12 protein-coding genes are annotated in these 18,668 nt (G+C 57.1%); 3 read left to right on the top strand and 9 right to left on the bottom strand.

Features of this window, described 5'->3' with window-relative positions; translation table 11 throughout:
- Positions 1-3 precede the first annotated feature (3 nt).
- The 5 genes from CAUR_RS06290 to CAUR_RS06310 all read right to left on the bottom strand — a co-directional run bounded on the left by CAUR_RS06290 (position 4) and on the right by CAUR_RS06310 (position 4,843).
- On the bottom strand, positions 4-828 hold the full coding sequence (locus tag CAUR_RS06290; RefSeq protein ID WP_012257086.1) for a hypothetical protein: 825 nt from the start codon (positions 826-828) through the stop codon (positions 4-6).
- A gap of 10 nt (positions 829-838) precedes the next feature.
- Entirely contained in the window at positions 839-1,858 is a 1,020-nt protein-coding gene (locus tag CAUR_RS06295) for an LPXTG cell wall anchor domain-containing protein (protein ID WP_242605085.1), read from the bottom strand.
- On the bottom strand, positions 1,770-3,125 hold the full coding sequence (locus CAUR_RS06300; RefSeq protein WP_242605086.1) for an RNA-guided endonuclease InsQ/TnpB family protein: 1,356 nt from the start codon (positions 3,123-3,125) through the stop codon (positions 1,770-1,772). Before CAUR_RS06300 ends, CAUR_RS06295 begins: the two co-directional genes overlap by 89 nt.
- 122 nt (positions 3,126-3,247) lie before the next feature.
- Positions 3,248-3,682, bottom strand: coding sequence for a recombinase family protein (locus CAUR_RS06305; RefSeq protein ID WP_012660630.1), 435 nt, complete (start codon positions 3,680-3,682; stop codon positions 3,248-3,250).
- 111 nt (positions 3,683-3,793) lie between these two features.
- Positions 3,794-4,843 (bottom strand): [LysW]-lysine hydrolase, encoded by a 1,050-nt coding sequence (locus CAUR_RS06310; protein WP_012257089.1) that lies wholly within the window; start codon positions 4,841-4,843, stop codon positions 3,794-3,796.
- Between the two features lie 225 nt (positions 4,844-5,068).
- Here CAUR_RS06310 and CAUR_RS06315 point away from each other — a divergent pair, with 225 nt between their 5' ends.
- Genes CAUR_RS06315 through CAUR_RS06325 form a run of 3 tightly spaced genes read left to right on the top strand, consistent with a single transcriptional unit; the run spans position 5,069 to position 10,214 of the window.
- Complete coding sequence (locus CAUR_RS06315) at positions 5,069-5,482, top strand: ATP-binding protein (RefSeq protein ID WP_012257090.1); 414 nt, start codon at positions 5,069-5,071, stop codon at positions 5,480-5,482.
- A gap of 12 nt (positions 5,483-5,494) precedes the next feature.
- A complete protein-coding gene (locus CAUR_RS06320; protein WP_012257091.1) occupies positions 5,495-5,998 on the top strand; it encodes a YcxB family protein in 504 nt (167 codons plus the stop codon).
- Between the two features lie 7 nt (positions 5,999-6,005).
- Positions 6,006-10,214, top strand: coding sequence for a bifunctional RecB family nuclease/DEAD/DEAH box helicase (locus CAUR_RS06325; RefSeq protein ID WP_242605087.1), 4,209 nt, complete (start codon positions 6,006-6,008; stop codon positions 10,212-10,214).
- Here the strand turns inward: CAUR_RS06325 and CAUR_RS06330 are convergent.
- The 4 genes from CAUR_RS06330 to CAUR_RS06345 all read right to left on the bottom strand — a co-directional run bounded on the left by CAUR_RS06330 (position 10,193) and on the right by CAUR_RS06345 (position 17,696).
- Complete coding sequence (locus tag CAUR_RS06330) at positions 10,193-11,503, bottom strand: sensor histidine kinase (protein WP_012257093.1); 1,311 nt, start codon at positions 11,501-11,503, stop codon at positions 10,193-10,195. The genes CAUR_RS06325 and CAUR_RS06330 overlap by 22 nt on opposite strands.
- Positions 11,504-12,735: 1,232 nt before the next feature.
- Positions 12,736-15,246, bottom strand: coding sequence for an arsenate reductase (azurin) large subunit (locus CAUR_RS06335; RefSeq protein ID WP_012257094.1), 2,511 nt, complete (start codon positions 15,244-15,246; stop codon positions 12,736-12,738).
- A gap of 11 nt (positions 15,247-15,257) precedes the next feature.
- Entirely contained in the window at positions 15,258-15,911 is a 654-nt protein-coding gene (locus CAUR_RS06340; RefSeq protein ID WP_012257095.1) for an arsenate reductase (azurin) small subunit, read from the bottom strand.
- Positions 15,912-17,060: 1,149 nt separating this feature from the next.
- Positions 17,061-17,696 carry a response regulator transcription factor gene (locus CAUR_RS06345; RefSeq protein WP_012257096.1) on the bottom strand — a complete coding sequence of 212 codons (636 nt, stop codon included), beginning with the start codon at positions 17,694-17,696 and terminating at the stop codon, positions 17,061-17,063.
- Positions 17,697-18,668: the final 972 nt, after the last annotated feature.

Here is an 18,668-nt window from a genome sequence, read left to right on the forward strand (position 1 = left end):
ACGTCAGCCGCTCCGCTGCCGGCTAAGCGTTGCCACAATCCCGCCGATCAGCACTGCCGCAATCAGCAGAAAGCCGAGCCACTGCCCGCCACTGCTCGCCGGTGCTGAACCTGCCGGCGGAGGGGTCATAGCTGGCGTCACCGCCGGCGATGGCGACGATGTATTGATCGTATCCGCCTGCCGGATGGCAGTAGGTGATGGTAATGCCGTTGGTATGGCCGTAGCCGGTTGGGCCGTCGGGGTTGAGCTTGCCGTCGCTATAGGCACCACCGTCGGTAGCACGGTGGCCGTCGGAGGGAGAGAGCTGGCAGGCGTGATCGTTGCTGTAGGAACGGTGGTGGGGGCTGGTTCCGCTAACGGTTTACACACATCAGTCAGCTCCAGATCGGGGGGCACCGCACCGCTACTGGCATCACCCGGCCCCCATGCCCAACCGTGCAGATCGCCATCGCTCACCACGACATTGCTCGCCCCCAAACTGGAGTAACGCCAGGCACCGGCTTCACGGCGGTAAAACGCCCAATAGACGGCCCGCCCCTGATCGCGTGCGCAGAAACAACCGGTAGCCGGATAATCACACCCTTCCCGCCCAATCTTACACACCGCCGCACCGATACTGCTCTGCTGACTGATGACCGGCAACCCACTCCGTTCGAGCAAATCGAGACCACTGATGGTGGGTTCAGCAAACTCGACACACGCCGTCACCACCTCACCATCGCCAAAGCGCACAACAACCCCGGCGCGATTAAGCGGCGACTGTGCTGAGACCACGCCGGAAAGCAGGATCATAGCCAGCAAGAGCAGCAGCGTGCGTGCGGATCGCATAACGACATCCCTATAGCGCCTGGCGACGACGGAGCCAGACACCCAACGCGAGCAGTGTGACGCCCATCAACACCACAGGCCAGACCAGCACCTCTTCACCACCGGTCGTCGGAAGGTTGGGGGCCGGCGCGATGAGTGACTGAGCAGCCGGAATCGTCGTGCTGACCACCGGCAAGGTCTTCCCGGCAATCGCGGGTATGGCCTGATAGGTAGCCAATGCGTTATCGTCAGGCATCGCATCTTGATAGCGGAACGCCCCACTCTGATTCTGGAACGCAACCAGCGCCTTCAGCGGTGTGGCATCACCCTGCCGCCAGGGTGCAGCGTTGGGGTCTTCGCCAAGGGCCAGAATCGCCTGAACGACGGCTGCGGTCGAGTTGGCATCACTGGCATTGCCAAAGGCCGATGTTTGCGAGTAGGGAAAGCCGCCATCAGGGTTCTGCTGGCCGCGCAGGTAGGTGCGGGCTGCGCTCAAGGCATCGGCGGCACGGGCATAACCGGCCAGCGCCATAACGGCCAGACTGGTGGTATTGGTATCACTGCCGGTTGCGGCAGCACCATCGAAGCTCCAGCCGCCATCGCGCAACTGCAAAGCGATCAGACGGTCAATGGCTGCGGCTGGCGGTTGCACACCCATCGCCTTGATCGCCAGCAGCGCCAGCGCGTGACCGTACACATCGGCGCCGTACTGACCGGTCGCCGGATCGTAGGTTGTCCCCAACTGACGGGCCAGATTGACCCCGCCAACATTGAGCGGATCGCGTCCGGCGGCAACCGCGGCCAGAATCAATTTCGCCGTCGCACCTGCCGAAGAGGTACCGTAGGAAGCGGCCTGACCGGCCAGATACGTCATTGCATTGGCCGGTGGTTGCTCACCGCCGGCAACCAGCGCCACAATCGCATCAGCCGTATCACCAGGGCCAAAACCGGCAAAGCTACCATCAGCCTGCTGCTGTGCCTGTACCCATCGCAACGCTGCCGCCACCACGTCGGCCTGAGCAGCCACCGGTTGCCATAAAAATATGCTCACAAAGAGGGCAAGAACACATGAGATAGCCCGACGCATGGTACCAGATTCCTTTCTTCCCATTCAGCGAACACCCACCGGGCAATAAAAATCCCCCCACCTTCACCGAGGCTGGGTTCACCATGGTCGTGTCGCCATGGCCAGTGCCTGCCTCTCCACAGGCGTTCCTTCGGGCGCAACTCGCCCTAGACAGCGCCATCCGCTGGAGATTCTTCGCTGCGTTCACGTCCCGATCGTGATCCGTCCCACACGCTGGGCACACCCAGTCGCGCATCCCAAGCGGCATCTGCTCAGTTACCGCCCCGCACACCGAGCAGGTCTTCGACGACGCAAACCAGCGATCTGCCTCGACCACTTCCACCCCATACAGCGCCGCCTTGTACTGCAATTGCCGCTTGAACTCGTACATACCGATGTCGGCAATGTGGCGTGCCAGCGTCCGGTTCCCCAACATACCCCGCACGTTCAGGTCTTCGATGCCGATCACGCCGTAGGTCCGCACCAGACGGGTGGTGGTCTTGTGCAGCCAGTCGCGGCGGATGTTGGCGATGCGTGCGTGCAGCCGAGCCAGCTTCAGCGCCGATTTGTATTGGTTTTTGCTGCCGTTCACCTTCCGGCTGTGGCGGCGACTCAACCGGCGCAGCCGCTCCAGGTTCGCCTGCAACGCCTTTGGCCCAGCCAGCTTCTCGCCGCTGGAGAGCGTCGCCGCAGTCGTCACGCCGAGATCGACACCCACCGCCGCTTGGTTATCGCAGACGGGATCGGGCAGGTCAATCTCAACTGGGATGGCGACGTACCAGCGATCTGCGACACGGCTGACCGTGGCCGAGAGCGGTTTGCCGGTGAAGCGGAGGGCTTCGCGCATCCTGATCCAGCCGATCACGGGCAGACGGATGCACTTGCCGTCACAGCGGAACGTGCCCGGCCCGTTGTCGAACCGCGCACTGTCGTCGCGGCCTTTCTTCTTGTGTGTTGGGTAGCCAGCGCGGCGCTCAAAGAAGTTTTTGAATGCAGCGCCGAGATTCTTGATCGCCTGTTGCGGGATGGACTTGGGCACGCGCAGCATCCAGGGGAACTGCTCGCGCTTGATCGCGTTCAACTGTCGGCGCAGGGCAGCTTCGTTAGGCGTCAGGCCAGCGCAGTATTGCTTCTTCCACTCGTCCAGGGCCCAGTTGTAGGCGAAGCGGGCAACACCAACAGCTTCACGTAGCAGCAACTCTTGCTGTTTGGTGGGACGAAGCTCAATCTTATGGGTGAGGATCACTCGCATTGCAGGGCCTCAATCGTGTTCCTGGCTCAATTGGCCGCTGTGCGCTTGCCGTACAGCCTGGCGCACATCGCTACTGTCACCTCGTGCAGATCACACACCACATTATTGGCTCCGTCATCAGGTTAGATCACCACGATGCTGCGGCCTTGAGCGGTCATCGCCGCTTCGATGTCCGCAAACCCGAAGCGAGTGAGCCGGTCACGATGTTCCACCACGATGGTCTGGGCTGTGGAGTGGCATAGCAGCCAGATCAGCCCTGCGCGGTGACCATTGCGGCAGTAGCCGATGTCCTTGACCACTTCAACGATGGTCTGCGTGCGCTGGACAGCGCACTCGACGAGTCGGGCAAACTGGCGACCGAGGTCCTGAGCGTGCTCGGCGCTGGCAACGCGAGGGTCTAGGGCAGCACCACCGGACTGCGCCGCATTAGGCGGGTAATAGATGATGGTGCCGTTGGGCAACTGCTCGGCCGGTACTGGCAGCTTGCCCTCGTTCCACAGTCGCCAGGCAGTCTTGTACGTCAGCCCTTGTTGTTTGGCCCATACACTGCGCTTCATAGCTGAGTATACCATAACACGTTAAGGTATATAACGTCTAGCAATTGCCAGTCCCGTGTTGCTTGTATTCAATTCAATCGTAGCCGATGGTAGCACAGACCGGGCTGATCGTCAACGCAACTGAGCGAGTACCCCGGCCAGCACAGCAATTGCCCGCTCGTACTCGGCCAGTTCAAGATGCTCATTGGGCGTATGATCAAGCCGTGAGTCGCCCGGCCCGTAAGCGACAATCGGACACTGCCACACCGGCCCAACCACATTCATATCGGCAGTGCCGGTCTTGTGGAGGAATGCCGGTTGGCCGCCGTGTTGCCGGATCGCACGCACAAACGCGCTCGCCAGCGGTGTTGTGCGTGGACTCTGAAAGGCGGGGCAGGCGCCGGTGAAGGAGACTTCAGCAGTACCGGCCAGCATGTGCAGGGTATCGGCCAACGCCGCGGGATCGATACCGGGGGGTAGCCGCAAACCAATCGTTGCTTCCACCCATTCGGTAATGCCATCGCTATCGCTATGCACACGCCGCAACGAAGGGATCAACTGCTCGAACAGTCGGGTACGACCGGCATTGATACTCTGGCAGTACTGTTCAACGGCACGCCAGAAATCAACCATCACCTCTGGCGCTGCGCGCTGCTCACCGGCACTGTGCGCAACCGGTTGCCGGTAATGATAATTGACCAGGAGTCGACCTTTGTAGCCGAGCGTAATCCGATCCCAACCACTCGGTTCACCGATCACACAAAAATCGGGGCGGTAGCGGTCACGAGCCGCATGGGCACCGCGTGAACTTGCGGCCTCTTCTTCGGTAGCCCCAATAATCACCAGCCGACACCCCAACGTTCCCGACAGCTCGGCCTGGCGGGCGGCCCAGACAAACGTTGCCAGTGGCCCCTTGGCATCAACCGCCCCACGTCCGTAGAGCCTGCCGTCCTCGATCCGTACCGGCACCTCGCCGGGTACCGTATCGATATGACCAAGCAGCACAACCAGCGGCCCTTCGCTACCGATCAGCCCAACCGCACTCCCCGCTTCGTCAACAAAGGCTTCCCAACCGAAGGAGCGCATCTGGTCAACCATCACCGCAACTGCCGCCGCTTCCTGACCGGAAAGCGATGGCGTGCGCAGCAAACGAACAAGAAATTCAACAGCATCATGCTTCATAAGGCAGACTCCTGATCAGGAACATTATGTCGTCAGGTATCGAACCTTTAGAATTAAATAACAATGTAATAGATAAAGAGCAGGGTATGTGATAAATAAGTTTTTTGTCATTTTTCGATACAATCAATACATTTCCGTCGCGAATAAAATAATACACCACAACGCACAATCGTATGGTATCATACTGCTGTTCGTATCGGCTTTCCTAATTCCAAGAGAGATAGTATGCCCGCATCGCTTCGCTTTGACGCCGATCTACGCAGCCTGAAACACATCCGGCGGGCAATGATTGATGCGGCCAACCAGATAGGTGCTCGTCGTGATAGTATTGATGATGTAGTATACGCTGCCAACGAGTTGATCTCGAATACCATTACGTATGGTTACGGCAATCAGGCTGGCCCGATCTGGATCGACATCTGGCAAGAAGGCGATACCCTGTACGTATCGATTCGCGATACCGCGCCCGTATTTGATCCACTCAGCGTACCGTTACCGCGCAACCTCATCAAGCGTGGCCAACAGCGCATCGGTGGACTTGGGTTGTTCCTGACCCGCCATTTACTGGACGATCTCCAGCACCGGCCTTTACCAGGCGGTGGAAATGAGTTACTCTTGATCAAGCGACGTGCATTCTAGTGGTACCCGGCTATGATTATCGAGAGCACAATCAGTCAGAAAGAATTTGTTCAGCACGCTTTGAGTCGCTACTTTCGTCGTCCGATTTTCTACGTCTTTGCCTTTGTTGCCGCCGTCCTAACCGCATTTGTGATCTACGACCCAACCATACCCCAGGCTCCAGCGCTGCTGGGCGGCTGGATTCCGTTCCTGGTTTACGCCATCGTCGGCTGGATCACGATTCGCCGTCAGAGTCGCAATCGCGATCTACCGATCTATCAGCCGACCCGCTACGAACTGGGCCGCGATACACTGATCGTCAGTGCCCGCAGTGGACGCAGCACCATTCCCTGGTCGCAGGTACGCAACTGGCGCAAACTGGCCGGGGTGTACGAATTGCAACTGGTGAACGGCCAGGTGTTGCTGATCTCGGCCCGTGCCATCAGCCCCCGGCAAGTCGGTACGTTCGAGCGCATGCTGCGCAATCGGATCGAGCCAAAACCTGAACCGGGTGTCTTTGATGAACCCACGACGTGAACCCCGTATGGATGAACTGCTTCGCCCCATCGCCCTCGATCCGGTGCAACCCCAGGCGATTGCGCCCACCGACCTCGCGCAGTATCTGCGTCTCGATCAGTGTCAGCGCTATCTGCGTCTCCGTCTCCACGAGCGGCGCAAAGAGCTATACTGGCTGCCAAAATACGGCCTGTCAATACAATCTATTCCACCAATGCTCACCATTGCCGGACGGCTGTTCGAGCAGGAGATTGAAGAACAGATACAGCAGCACTTCCCGCTCACCATCCACTGCGCCCGGCGCCGTCAGCAGGGTGATCCTGATTTTACCAAACCTGACCACAATCACATTGTGCTGAATACACTTCAGCAATGCAGCGCCGACACCGCGCACGTACTCTTTCAACCGCGGCTGGCCGCGCAACTCGCCAACTGGTCGCTTAGCGGTGATGTTGATATTCTGGTGGTACGACGTGACAGCAACGGAGCGTTACGTATCCTGATTGTCGATGCCAAAAGCTCGGCGACGGCGAAGATCGAGCATCGTCTGCAACTGGCGTGTTATCAGCGTCTGATCGAGGAGGTTGTACAGCGAGCAGGTCTTGCGGAAGTTGTTATTGAACTCGGTGTGCTCTATCGCGGCGAACTCGTGAACACGATGCGGTCACCGGCAGATCAGCGTCGCATCGAACTTGAACGTCAACAGGCAGCACAATTACTCGGCGTGCAGACCGCTTGCCTGGAACTGGTTGATCCAGCTCCCTACCTGGCCGAGATCGAAACGCTGCTGCATGGCCCGAATGCGATTCTCGATACGATTGCGACTGTTCCCTTCGCCGCCGTGCCCTTCCACCTGACCACCAAATGCGATGGCTGCCTCTACAATGAAATCTGTATGCGGTGGGCAGCAACCCACGACGACCTTTCACTCATTCCAACCCTGACCGTAGCCGAAAAATCGGCGCTCCAGGCCAACCAGATCAACACCGTACCGCAACTCGCTCTGCTGAAAGAGGTGGCTGACGATGGTGAAACGCTGTACACACCGCCCACCCATCATGCAAAGGTGCGTGATCTGGTACGACACCCTGTGCTGGCTCCCCGCCTGAACGAGCTGATCTATCGCGCTCGTGCTTTTCGCCGCTGGAAAGGTGATCAGATCAAAGCCCCTACCCGGCTACCGTACCGCGGATACGGATCATTGCCCGCCGTCAGCCCTGATCTGCACGCCAATCTGGTCGCGATTTATCTTGATACCCTGTACGATCACACGCAAGGCATGATCGTCATGCTCGCTGCGCTGGTCGTCGGCCACCGCAACGGCGAGCGTCACCAGAGTCGCTACGTCGTCAATCTGCCCACGCAACGGCCACAAACCCTGGCCGATGAGGAGCGCTTACTGACCGAATGGATCAATGAGTTATTACAGGCAATTGTCGCTGTCGCCGATCCTGATACGCAGGTTCCCATTCATCTGATCGTGCCCGACACATTCAGCCTGCAAACCCTGCTCGATGGGCTGGCCCGCCATCCAGATGTCATCGGCGCCACCGCACTTTACGATCTGGCGGCGCAGAGTGCCGGCTTTGAAGCCCCAATGGTGACAGTGCTGGTGAATGAGCGCCGTCGCTTCCTCAACGACCCGCTGGCTTACGACTCACTGGCCCGCCTGGCCCGCATCGAAGGGTTTGATTGGGGTGAATGCCGACGCAAATTTTACCGGCGCGTCTTTGATGATCTGAGTAACGACAAAGAGATTGGCTGGTATACGCGACGGATTCGCTTCAACAATCAGATTCCGCTAGAGTACGCCTACGCAGCCTGGCAGGCATTACCACCACCACCGGATCGGGGCGAAGATGATCTGGTCGACTACCGTGACGTCAAGTACGAACAACTGCTTGCATTCATCAACAAGCGGCTTGAAGCCTTCGCACACCTGGCTGCCCGCTTACCGGCCAATCACCGCACGACCAAACCGCCATTTGATCTGACCTGTATTACCCGTTACACCCGCCGCTCACCATCACTGGCCGATGCCCTGGCCGAGTTTCTGTTGATCGAGCGTTACGTCGCCCTGGTCACGTGGGGACAACAACACCTGCCGCCGCCAGAGCAACGGGTGTTGGCCGGCGTCAGCCTGCTTGTACGCTACGAAGCGGATGACCAGGACCCGGCTCTGCTGGCAGTACTGGCCGAAAACGAACGTCGCCAGGCGTTGAAGGCAGAACTAACCGGCCAGCGTAAACGGGCGCGGCTCAACGACGAACAACGCCAGACGGTTGAGCCACTACCGATCCCGGATGTGCCGTTGCGGTTACGCATTGTCCTCGATGACGTTGAGTGCGACCTGGAGACAGCGTTGCGGCTGACCGGCTTATCACCGGGCGACAAAGTGATTCTGGCTCCACGCTGGAGTGTTGATGAACGCCTGCCCGCCGATCAGCAGCAACCATTCACGACCACAGCCCGTCAACTCTTGTACCAGTCGCGGGCAACCCTGATCGAACTCGATCCGAATGGATTCGTCGTGCTCCAACCCAACCGGCGCTACAGCAACGGCGACCGTCGCTTCACCTTCCCTGCAAAATGGGAATGGCCCACAACCGGCACACTCTACACCATTGAAAGTGATCCCAACGACATATACGGTCAACGCTGTATGGAGATCGTCAACGAGCTGCGGGGCGGCGCAAGCAACGCACTGTACCAGCGCCTTGCCGTTCCAGCCTCGGTGACGTGTCAGATACCACCGGCAGCGCTAGCAGGTCACGCCCGCTTTGTCGCAGGGCTTCAGGCCCTGGCCGACGCCCACGAACTCCACACCTTCGACACATACCAGATGAGCTACATTGCCGGTTATGGCGATGCGCCTACCCTGGTTGTGCAGGGACCACCCGGCACCGGTAAAAGCTACACCTCAGCATTTGCGCTACTGGCACGCATGCAGGGTTTACTGGCTGCCGACCTGCCATGTCGTGTCCTGCTCAGTTGCAAAACCCACGCCGCCACCGATGTCCTGTTGCGCAAGATTGCCGACGTTCAGGCCATGCTGGCCGGTATCCAGCAACGGCAACCTGCCCTGTTTGCCGCCTATTTCGACGAGCGCATTCTCAAGGCACCACTCTTCCGGGTACGCCCCAAAATCGACAGCGATCTGCCGGAAACAGTGCAGATCGTCGACGAGGCAGACATCATCGCCAGCACACCATTCTGCTTCGTAGCAGCGACACCCTTCGCAATCAGCTCATTGCTGAAACAGCAGCAACGCTACCACACCGATCCCTTTGCCGACATCCTTGTCCTCGATGAAGCCTCGCAGATGAACCTGGCTGAAGCCTGTATGGCGGCAATCGCCCTCCATAAACACGGTCGCCTGATCGTGGTCGGCGATCATCGTCAGATGCCACCGATTGTTCAGCACGAATGGCGCAGCGAGCGCCGTCGCACCTTCCAGGCTTACCGGGTCTACAGCTCGCTTTTCGAGACCCTCTTGCTGCTCGATCCAGCACCCCCCATAGTACGGCTGACCGAGAGCTTCCGCGTCCATCAGGATATTGCCGAATTCCTCCGGCGTGCCATCTACGAACAAGACGGCATCCATTACTTCTCGCAGCGAACCTCACGGCTTAGCGAGGTCGCCATCGCCGACGACTTTCTGGCCGCCGTACTCAATCCCGCTCACCCGCTGACCGTCATCGTCCACGATGAAGCGCAAAGCCAGGACATCAATCCCTTCGAGGCCGAACTCATTTGTCCACTGATTGAGACCCTGGTCGGGCAATTGCAGTTAGACGCAACGAATGGTATCGGGGTTGTGGTGCCTCATCGGGCACAGCGGCTGACCTTGCGCGAACGTCTGCCCACGCTGATGAGCGATCTTTTCGTTGAACACGAGGGAGCAACAGTCGATACCGTCGAGCGGTTTCAGGGCGATGAACGCGATGTGATTATCGTATCGGCTACCGAGAGCGATCCAGACTATCTACGCACAACCAGCGGCTTTCTCCTCGATCCGCGGCGGCTCAATGTTGCGCTCAGCCGCGCCCGCAAAAAACTGATCCTGATTGCGGCCCGCACCGTTTTCCAGCTCTTCGCCACCGACGAAGAGGTCTTCCAACACGCGCAACTCTGGAAGCGCCTCCTCCGCGACACCTGTCGCGTGCCGTTATGGCAGGGGGAGCGGCACGGAGTCAGGGTAGAGGTATGGGGGAATCATTCATCAGCCCCCTCATGACAATCACCACTGCATACATGCACATCCGGTTCGCGACGCCTGAGTGGCAATTTCACCTCAATCCGGGTGCCCTGATCAGGCGGTGAGTCGATATGAAAACTGGCCCCAATTGCGTGAGCACGCTGAGCCATACTCAAGAGGCCAATCCCGCCACCACGCAGATTGGCACCACCACGACCGTTATCGGCTACCGTTAACAGCAACGTATCGTCGGCGCAGGCCAGACTAATGGTAACCCGTGATGCCTGAGCATGACGGTTACAATTAGCCAGCGCTTCCTGCACAATCCGGTACAGCGCAATCACCTGGGCCGTTTCGAGCACAGGTATGTTGGGAGCAAACGCATACTCCACCGGAATCCGCGTTGCCGCCGACCAGCGTTCACTGAGATTAACCAGGACAGTTGGAAAATCCGCTTCACCAACTTGTGGTGGATACAGGTCACGCACAATATGTGATAGTTCCTGTTCGATAGCATCAAGCGCCGCCCGCCCACGGGCAAGATGATCCTGGATTGCCAGGGAGTCACCTTGCATGCAGGCCAGGCGCAGCGCTTCCAGGTGCAACTGCACCCCCAGGATCGCCGAACGGGCACCGTCGTGTAAATCACGAGCGATCCTGGCCCGCTCGGCTTCGCTGACCGCCAGCGCCAGCGATACACCCGACGAGAATGAGTAATCATTAGTCAACGACGAAGGGGGAACGGCCTGGGTACCACTGCTGTGCGCAGGATGGATACAACGCCAATGCTGTACCAGGGTCAGCGCTGCCAGCTCAGCGTATTCGTAAACCAGCCCCAGCATACTGGTTTGATCAATCGTCACGTCTGGTTTGTAAGACAGTTGCACAACCGCGATATTTTGCCCTTCCCACTGCAAAGGAATACTCAGCGTGAGCCAGCAATCGCCGCCAGAGCAGTAATGAAACCGTGCTTCGTGGTCGTGAGCACAATCCACCAGTTGCGGCAGAAAATCATGCAACGTGTGCCATGATAACCGTGCTTCATCGAGATCATCAGGAACCTGCACATCTTTGTCGTCAGGGTACTGAGCAATCAGCGTAACCTCCTGGTTCTGGTCGAGCAGGTACAAGGCACCCCGCTGCGCACCCAGTATCTCGCAACCAATCTGTACGACAACATGGGGTAAGCGCTGATGACCGAGATAACGCAGAAGCCGACGCGCTGTATTCATCGGCGATATGCGATCAGGACGGGGGCGGTCAGTTGTTACCGGGCCTTTGTCAACCGCTTGTTCCTGCGTTCCCTGTCCACCTGCCCATTCTGCCATGGCTTTCTCTCCATTCTGATAACTGAATGACCAGTATGTTTGTATGTGAAGATTACTGTCTCTTTTGTTGAACATCATTCAACTGTTCAACAGGGCAAATATGCCAGAAAGTTGCAGAAATCGATGAGAAGAGTGCTACATATCAATCAGTATCCTGTTAATCACAAGTTACTGATCCAGGATCATCAGTGAACCTTCAGGTGAAGAGAGCTGATCCACCACGGAAGTAAGATAGAATCGGCCCCCCACCACCTGCCAGAGCAGTAGAGTCAACGTGCTATCGCGACACTCCTCTCACGAAGGTGATATTCATTCTTGCCAAAAATGTGGATTATTCTTGCCATGTATCGTACTCCCTTCCTGTTTCATCGTCAATGTTGTGAAAGTCATTGCAAGGATGAGCGGGTATCGCATGCGATTGCTCGCACAATCGCTCACCAGAATCTTCTTCAACCACGATCACTGTCTGCCGGGTATTATTCACTACACCCAAGTGCAGATGCGCCGAACCAGCCTGCCACCTCCGCACGCAATGGGATCACATTTCGGATCAGATACCGTTGCCAGACTGGTTTACCCGTGTCGCAGCGTTTGGGGTGCGGCAGCCATACTGCCGCAGCAGCCGTGCTTCGTACCAGGCGCGTGTCAGGCTGTTCACCGCTGGTCACGGGGATGATGCGTGCTCTCAGCACGGAGTCTGTAATTACTGAGATAACGTCTACGCACTACCCACCTCACTGCGCGTACATTAGAACTCATTTCATAAAACGCTGTACTGTCATGCTCTAACAACCATCTCCGGTGCCATCATGCGCTGGATTGGTTACCTTGCTCGCTCATCATGCGCGTGCCGCGAAGTTTGGAGTGCGGCAGCCATGCTGCCGCGCCAACCGTGCTCGCGATCTGGCACGTGTCAGGTCGTTAACCCGGCTGGTCACGCGAATGCCGGGTGTGCTCGTCTCGATCATGCATGGAATCAGTCGGCAATGAATGAGATACCTTCATAGTAGATGTTTTTTGAAACAGGTTCTACATGATGCCCAATCCCGTGTGCAATGACGCTGGAGCGATCCGTCGGCGCACGTTCCCACGGAAACAGCTCATCTCTATCCCGCTACCACCCACCTTCCCGCCTTCCAGAACTTTTGTCAAAAGCAGAATGGGCAGAAGGCAGACCTTCCACCCATCTGCTTGCCCGCAGCAATGACGTGGTACTGGTAGTCAATTACTCTTTAGACTACCGGCTCAAAGTTGGTTGGTTGATAGGTCAGACGGGCATCGAAATCAGCCAGTCGTCCGAGCCGTCGCAACCCGACCGCGCTCCCTTTGTAGTACGGAATAATCACTTCTGGATCAACGTAGGGTGTGGTTAGACTGTTGGCCGTCGAGCGTGGGTGGGCAAACAGCATGAAGATCAAACCGGGTTTAACACTATTGCTCACAACGGCATATGCGGTCGTCTCACCATAGTCGTTATACAGTTGAACAATATCGCCGGGCTGGATACCTTCTCGTTGGGCATCTTGCGGGTTGATCTCAATATAGGATAGTGGTACCCGTTCGGCGTGGAATGGGATGTTAAGATCGTTGTAGAAGGTCTGCCAGTTGTTGTTGCGCCCATTAGTCAGGAAGTACGGATATTTGTTGATCTGCTCCTGCACAATGGCCGGGAAACCGGGCCACGGCGTGGGTAGCATCTTGGCCTTACCGCTCTCGGTGTAGAATGGTTCGCCGTTCTCGAAATAACGCACCCGCCCCTGCGGTTGCCCATTGACAATCGTCACCGGTGTTTGAATACCGTTATTGCCTGCAGCCTTGAGGAAGGCGTAATCCACTCCCTTGTACCGTTCGGTACTGGCCTTCACACCATCGGCGAACGATTGACCACCCTCCAGGAAGACCTCTTCAGCCGTCTGCCATTCAAAGCCGCTGAAGCGCTGGGCAATGTCGGCGTTACCATCAGCCTGCGCGAGCGCCTTAATCCGCTGTGCCAGCATACCGAAAATCTTCCAGTCTGGCTCAGCAATGCCCGGCGGATCCATAAATTTCTCGTACAGACGCAAGCGACGCTCACCGTTGATCGAGGTAATGGGGCTTTCACCCCAGGCTGCTGCCGGAAAGACAACATGCGCATATCTGGCCGTCTCAATGGGATAGATATCTTGCACAATGATGAACAGGCCACCCTGACTGATTGCATCAAGTATCGCTTGCGCTTTCGTTGCATTATCTGCACCAAAGCTGGCATCGATTGCATCGCGAACCAGCTTACCACGGGTCTGCAACGTCTCGCGCATGCGCTGCGCATTGAGCGTCGTTACCGCCGGATTGCAACCGACAACGTAGAACACATTCCCCTGCCCCTGGCTCAGCAGGTCATCGATGTAGGGTGCCGGACGCGGACCGGGATAGCCGGGGCGCACATAACCCTCTTGGTGCCCACCCAGACGACCACAGCCGGTGCCGGGCTTACCAAAGTTACCGGTCAGCAAAGCAAGGTTGACAATGCTGCCGATATTCTGGTAATTCTTCATGCCCCAGATGACACCCTTTTCGTAGAGGAAGATGGATCGTGGTCGGCTACCATCACTCTTCGTCTCGGCGATCCAGCTTGCCGCCTGCTCGATCTGCGCCCGCGACAGACCGGTAATCTGCTCAGCTTCAGCCAGCACCTCATCAAGGCTCTTCCCAATCTGAAGGCTCTGCTCAAGGAAGGGCTGTACCGTCTCGGCTTCAACCCGATTGGCGACAAAATCTTTGTCATGCCATCCACGCTCGTACACCACCCGCGCAATCGCATTCGCCAGCGCAATATCCGTACCGGGGTTGAGCTGCAAATGGAGTACCCGATCCTTGCCGGCAGCCCGTTCGCTCACCACAACGGTCGCCGTGCGCCGTGGGTCGATCACAATGATGCGACCAGGGCCAACCTGCTCGCCGGGCCGGGCATCCTGCTTGGCTTTGACCGTGGTGCCTTGCAGGTTGGGCAGCATGTGTACCAGATAGAAGTTGGTCTGGGTCTCGTAAGAATTCGCTCCCCAGAGCACAATCGTATCGGATAGTTCGGCATCAACGTAGGCAAAGTTCAGCTCAGGTACACCCATATCACGCGAGGCGTGTACCTCGGAATTGTAGGCCGGTCGGTTGTGGATCGAACAGTTGATCGTCTGTACCGCATTAAAGAAGAACTTGCCAACGGCCCAGTTATTCTCGAAACCGCCACCACCACCACCGTGATCGAAAATCTTCATGAAGATAGAGTTATTCCCATCGCGCAGAATACTGCCATAGATCACCCGCGCCGCCAGATCAATGGCGTCGTCCCAGGTCGTTGGCGACTGCTCGGTTGCCCGATACACCAGCGGATGGGTCAGGCGCACGTGAGTCGGGCCATCTGGCCGGTACAGACTGGAACCGAGCGTACCACCACGCCCGGAGTGATGACCTTTGTTGACCACACATTCCTTATCGGGCACAATCGCAATGTGGAAGCGGCGACCATCCCGCTCGGTGATCACCGTATGGTGATCCGGAGCAATCCAATCACCACTTAACGGTGCTACTTGCTTTGTAAAATCTACCCCCAACGCATTTTGATCAGGCAACAAGCCACCTGACCGTCCCTCTGGCCACTTGTAGACGTGATAGCCACAACCGACAATGCAGTAGTGGCATACCGTTTGATATTTTTCGGCATCAACCGGTGGTAAGACCATGCGATCTGCCGGACGATACACTGGCATAGTGGTTCCTCCTACAGCTCTGTCAGGCTCAGATTATGCGGACGCCCATAGATCAGACCTTGCGCCCCTACAGCGTAGATATCCTGACCTTCGACTTCCAGGACGATCCGGGGTAGATGCTGCGTCGCCGGACCACTAATCAGCATGGCATCAGCGGCAGCATCGAAATGGCTGTAGTGACAGGGACAAACAAAGATCTTTGTCGCGGGATCGTAAGTCATCGGACAGCCCATATGGGTGCACAACCCGCTATAGGCAACAATATCCCCATCTGGCCCAACACCACCGGGAACTTTCTTGCCAATCTTCAATATCTGAATGGGGGAAAACTGATCGGGATAACTGGCACCAAAAGCACCACTTTGCAGATCGTTAAGAGTTGCAACTTTGATCCGCGGATAGGGCAGAACCTCACTAATCAGCGGCACTTCCACCGTCTCGGTGACCACAACCGGCGACGGTGCCGGAGCTGCGGTTGGCGCCGGAGCCTGCGGCGCTGCGGTCGGTGGTACAGCCGTCGGTGCCGGAGGTTGAGCCGCACAGGCTGCCAGCACTGCCGCCGCACCACTGATCGAGCTGAGCTTGAGAAAACTACGCCGATCTAGCCGGGGCTTCGGGCTACGCGCAGCCTCCTCTTCCGACGGGCTGATCTCTCGATCTTCCATAGACCTCCCTCCACGTCATTGTATGACATCTGATAGCTGCTGGATACTGTTAGTATAGGTCAACGATCTCAAAGAGGAGAAGATCCAAAGGGGTCAGAGTGATGATCCGAACAGGTCAAATTACAACGCAATCATCTATCTGAATGAACAGTCAAACTATTGCGCAGCCATCTCAGGGCATGATTCTTGCGATGGGTGGCAACGATTGCCCATATTCAGATAGCACTCGCGTGCGGCAAATCCGGTCTATTCAATTGTTGGGATGTTGGTTGTTGTATGGAGAATAAACGAGGTTTCATTCATATCCTGCTATCAGCCGCTCTAGCATGCCCATGCCACTCCCAACGGTGGCCGCCACAACGAGAGAGATTCTGGCGGGCGAATCTACACCTGTCGCCGATCACGCACACCATGCGGCACACGGATGACAACTGCCTGTGAGTTTCACGAGACAACAATGCAGAACTTATTTCATTCAAAGCTGAGCTGTTGTGCTACCTGACCATCGCCCAGGCGCAGGCACGCTTGCCAATCAACAACAACAACCTACCACTCCTGGCCCGTTGGCAGAGCACAACTCCGGTCGTGCCATCAACTCACTGCATTGATTGACTTGCCGGCTCGTCATGCGCGTGTCGCGAAGTTTGGAGTGCGGCAGCCATGCTGTCGCAAGCAGCCGTGCTCACGACCCAGCGCGTGGCATACCGTTGACCATGCTGGTCACGGGAATGCTTATCGTTACGATCATAGAGTCGATCAGGAATGAATGAGACAACTTCGCGTAAATGTTTTTGCAATAGGGTCTAGCACTTACAACGCTGAGCTGTTGTGCTACCTGACCATCACCCAGGCGCAGGCACGCTTGCCAATCAACAACAACAACCTACCACTCCTGGCCCGTTGGCAGAGCACAACTCCGGTCGTGCCATCAACTCACTGCATTGATTGCCTTGCCGGCTCGTCATGCGCGTGTCGCGAAGTTTGGAGTGCGGCAGCCATGCTGCCGCAAGCAGCCGTGCTCACGACCCAGTGCGTGGCATACCGTTGACCATGCTGGTCACAGGAATTCGGTGTGTACTCGTCACGATCACGGCGTTTGTCAGGAATGAATGAGATAACTTCCAGTAAACCGGATTGATCTAACATCCTCTAAATCCAACCACGCCGCACTGCCTCTGCCACCAGTTGCGTCCGATTACGCACACCGAGGAGTTTGATCAGATCCTGAATCCGGCGCTTGACCGTCACCTCACTCATATGCAGCATAGCCCCAATCTCTAAGGTGGTAGCGCCATCCGCCAGGGCTTTCAGCAGGCGCAACGCACTCTCATCATCGGCCAACGCCTGACGCAACCGCTCGCGCTGAAGTTCAGCCACGTTTGTAAACAGTACACCCACCAGATTCGGCGAGATGACATATTCGCCGTTAGCGATGGCCCGAATCGCATCAAGAATGGCCGTGTAGGCACTCTGCTTGAGGAGAAAGCCACGTGCCCCGGCTTCGATTGCCGCAATCACATAGTCAGGTTCGTTGTAGCTGGAAAGCACCAGACACGATGGTGCAGGTGTAAGCGCCTGAGCCTGTCGTAACACCCCCAGCCCATCAAGACCCGGCATCCGGAGATCGATCACCACCACATCAGGCTTCAAGGTGGTGATGGACGAAATCACTTTGGTACCGTCATCGGCTTCCCCGACCAGCGTCATATCAGGCTGATGCTGGATCAGACTCCGCAAACCTTCACGCACAATCGGGTGGTCATCAACAATGAAGACCCGGATCACGGCCAACTCCTCTCACATCGTGACCTGTGAATATCAGTTCGACCTGACAAGGCTTCGTTGCCTATCGTTGAGCATCCCGATTTTGTCATAGTAATCAGGAAGCCAGGCATTTTATGAATATATACCATCACGTTATGTTTATTATAGATGAAGATCATACCACACATACACTGCACTTCATCCAAACAATTCCCTTCAGTGCCGATCCGCAAAACTCTATGGGAGATGGTGAAGACGCTATGTTTGCCCGCTCGTCACGCATGTCACATCTGGTATCGGCGATTCAGTAGGGGCGACGCATGCGTCGCCCCTACCGGCGTCCAGAGATGCATCGTTAATCAACCCGATGAGTAATGTCAGGAGTGACCCACAGTATCGATGTGACGTCATCAAAGATCAGACGTGCCATCTACCGTCACCCTCACACCACGCCCTCAAGCACGCTATCGTGGTACGCAAGTGCAGCATCTCCTGGGAGCGCGAGCCTCCGGCTCGCTCCCCACCTGCACCAGCACACTGTCCCTGCTGCCAACAGAGTATCGCCACCCTACCCCAGAGGTTCCCGCCCCCAGCGGGAGCGGGTTTCGTGTTGGCAACAGCACCACCGTCACCCCCTCGCCATTCACCACGCCGGTGCTGCCCCTGCGCACAACTGCACGCAAACCAGTTCATCCGCCTCTGCCACCAAAAAGGGCATCGTTCAGGAAAAGTAGGGGCACGGCATGCCGTGCCCCTACCGGCGCCCAGGGATGCATCGTTCAGGTGCAGCATCATGCAGGTGGCCGGGTGTCATAACTTCTATTCCACCAGCGACTCACCAGTGGTACACCCGGCAGTCCGCCCACACGGTTCTGAACACCTGAATGACACACTGTGTCAATCAAGATATGACCCGATGCGTCGCCTTGCCAAATCGGTTGTTAATCTACCGCGCAGAACTGGTTGTATCTCCAGAAACAATCTGCTATGCTC

It is taken from the genome of Chloroflexus aurantiacus J-10-fl (assembly GCF_000018865.1).
Classification (GTDB): domain Bacteria; phylum Chloroflexota; class Chloroflexia; order Chloroflexales; family Chloroflexaceae; genus Chloroflexus; species Chloroflexus aurantiacus.

What these genes read in the sequence shown, in the direction of transcription:
- CAUR_RS06320 (WP_012257091.1), top strand. Translation starts at nt 5,495, where the DNA reads ATGATTATCGAGAGCACAATCAGTCAGAAAGAATTTGTTCAGCACGCT.
- CAUR_RS06290 (WP_012257086.1), bottom strand. Translation starts at nt 828, where the DNA reads ATGCGATCCGCACGCACGCTGCTGCTCTTGCTGGCTATGATCCTGCTT.
- CAUR_RS06315 (WP_012257090.1), top strand. Translation starts at nt 5,069, where the DNA reads ATGCCCGCATCGCTTCGCTTTGACGCCGATCTACGCAGCCTGAAACAC.
- CAUR_RS06325 (WP_242605087.1), top strand. Translation starts at nt 6,006, where the DNA reads ATGGATGAACTGCTTCGCCCCATCGCCCTCGATCCGGTGCAACCCCAG.
- CAUR_RS06335 (WP_012257094.1), bottom strand. Translation starts at nt 15,246, where the DNA reads ATGCCAGTGTATCGTCCGGCAGATCGCATGGTCTTACCACCGGTTGAT.
- CAUR_RS06300 (WP_242605086.1), bottom strand. Translation starts at nt 3,125, where the DNA reads ATGCGAGTGATCCTCACCCATAAGATTGAGCTTCGTCCCACCAAACAG.
- CAUR_RS06330 (WP_012257093.1), bottom strand. Translation starts at nt 11,503, where the DNA reads ATGGCAGAATGGGCAGGTGGACAGGGAACGCAGGAACAAGCGGTTGAC.
- CAUR_RS06305 (WP_012660630.1), bottom strand. Translation starts at nt 3,682, where the DNA reads ATGAAGCGCAGTGTATGGGCCAAACAACAAGGGCTGACGTACAAGACT.
- CAUR_RS06340 (WP_012257095.1), bottom strand. Translation starts at nt 15,911, where the DNA reads ATGGAAGATCGAGAGATCAGCCCGTCGGAAGAGGAGGCTGCGCGTAGC.
- CAUR_RS06310 (WP_012257089.1), bottom strand. Translation starts at nt 4,843, where the DNA reads ATGAAGCATGATGCTGTTGAATTTCTTGTTCGTTTGCTGCGCACGCCA.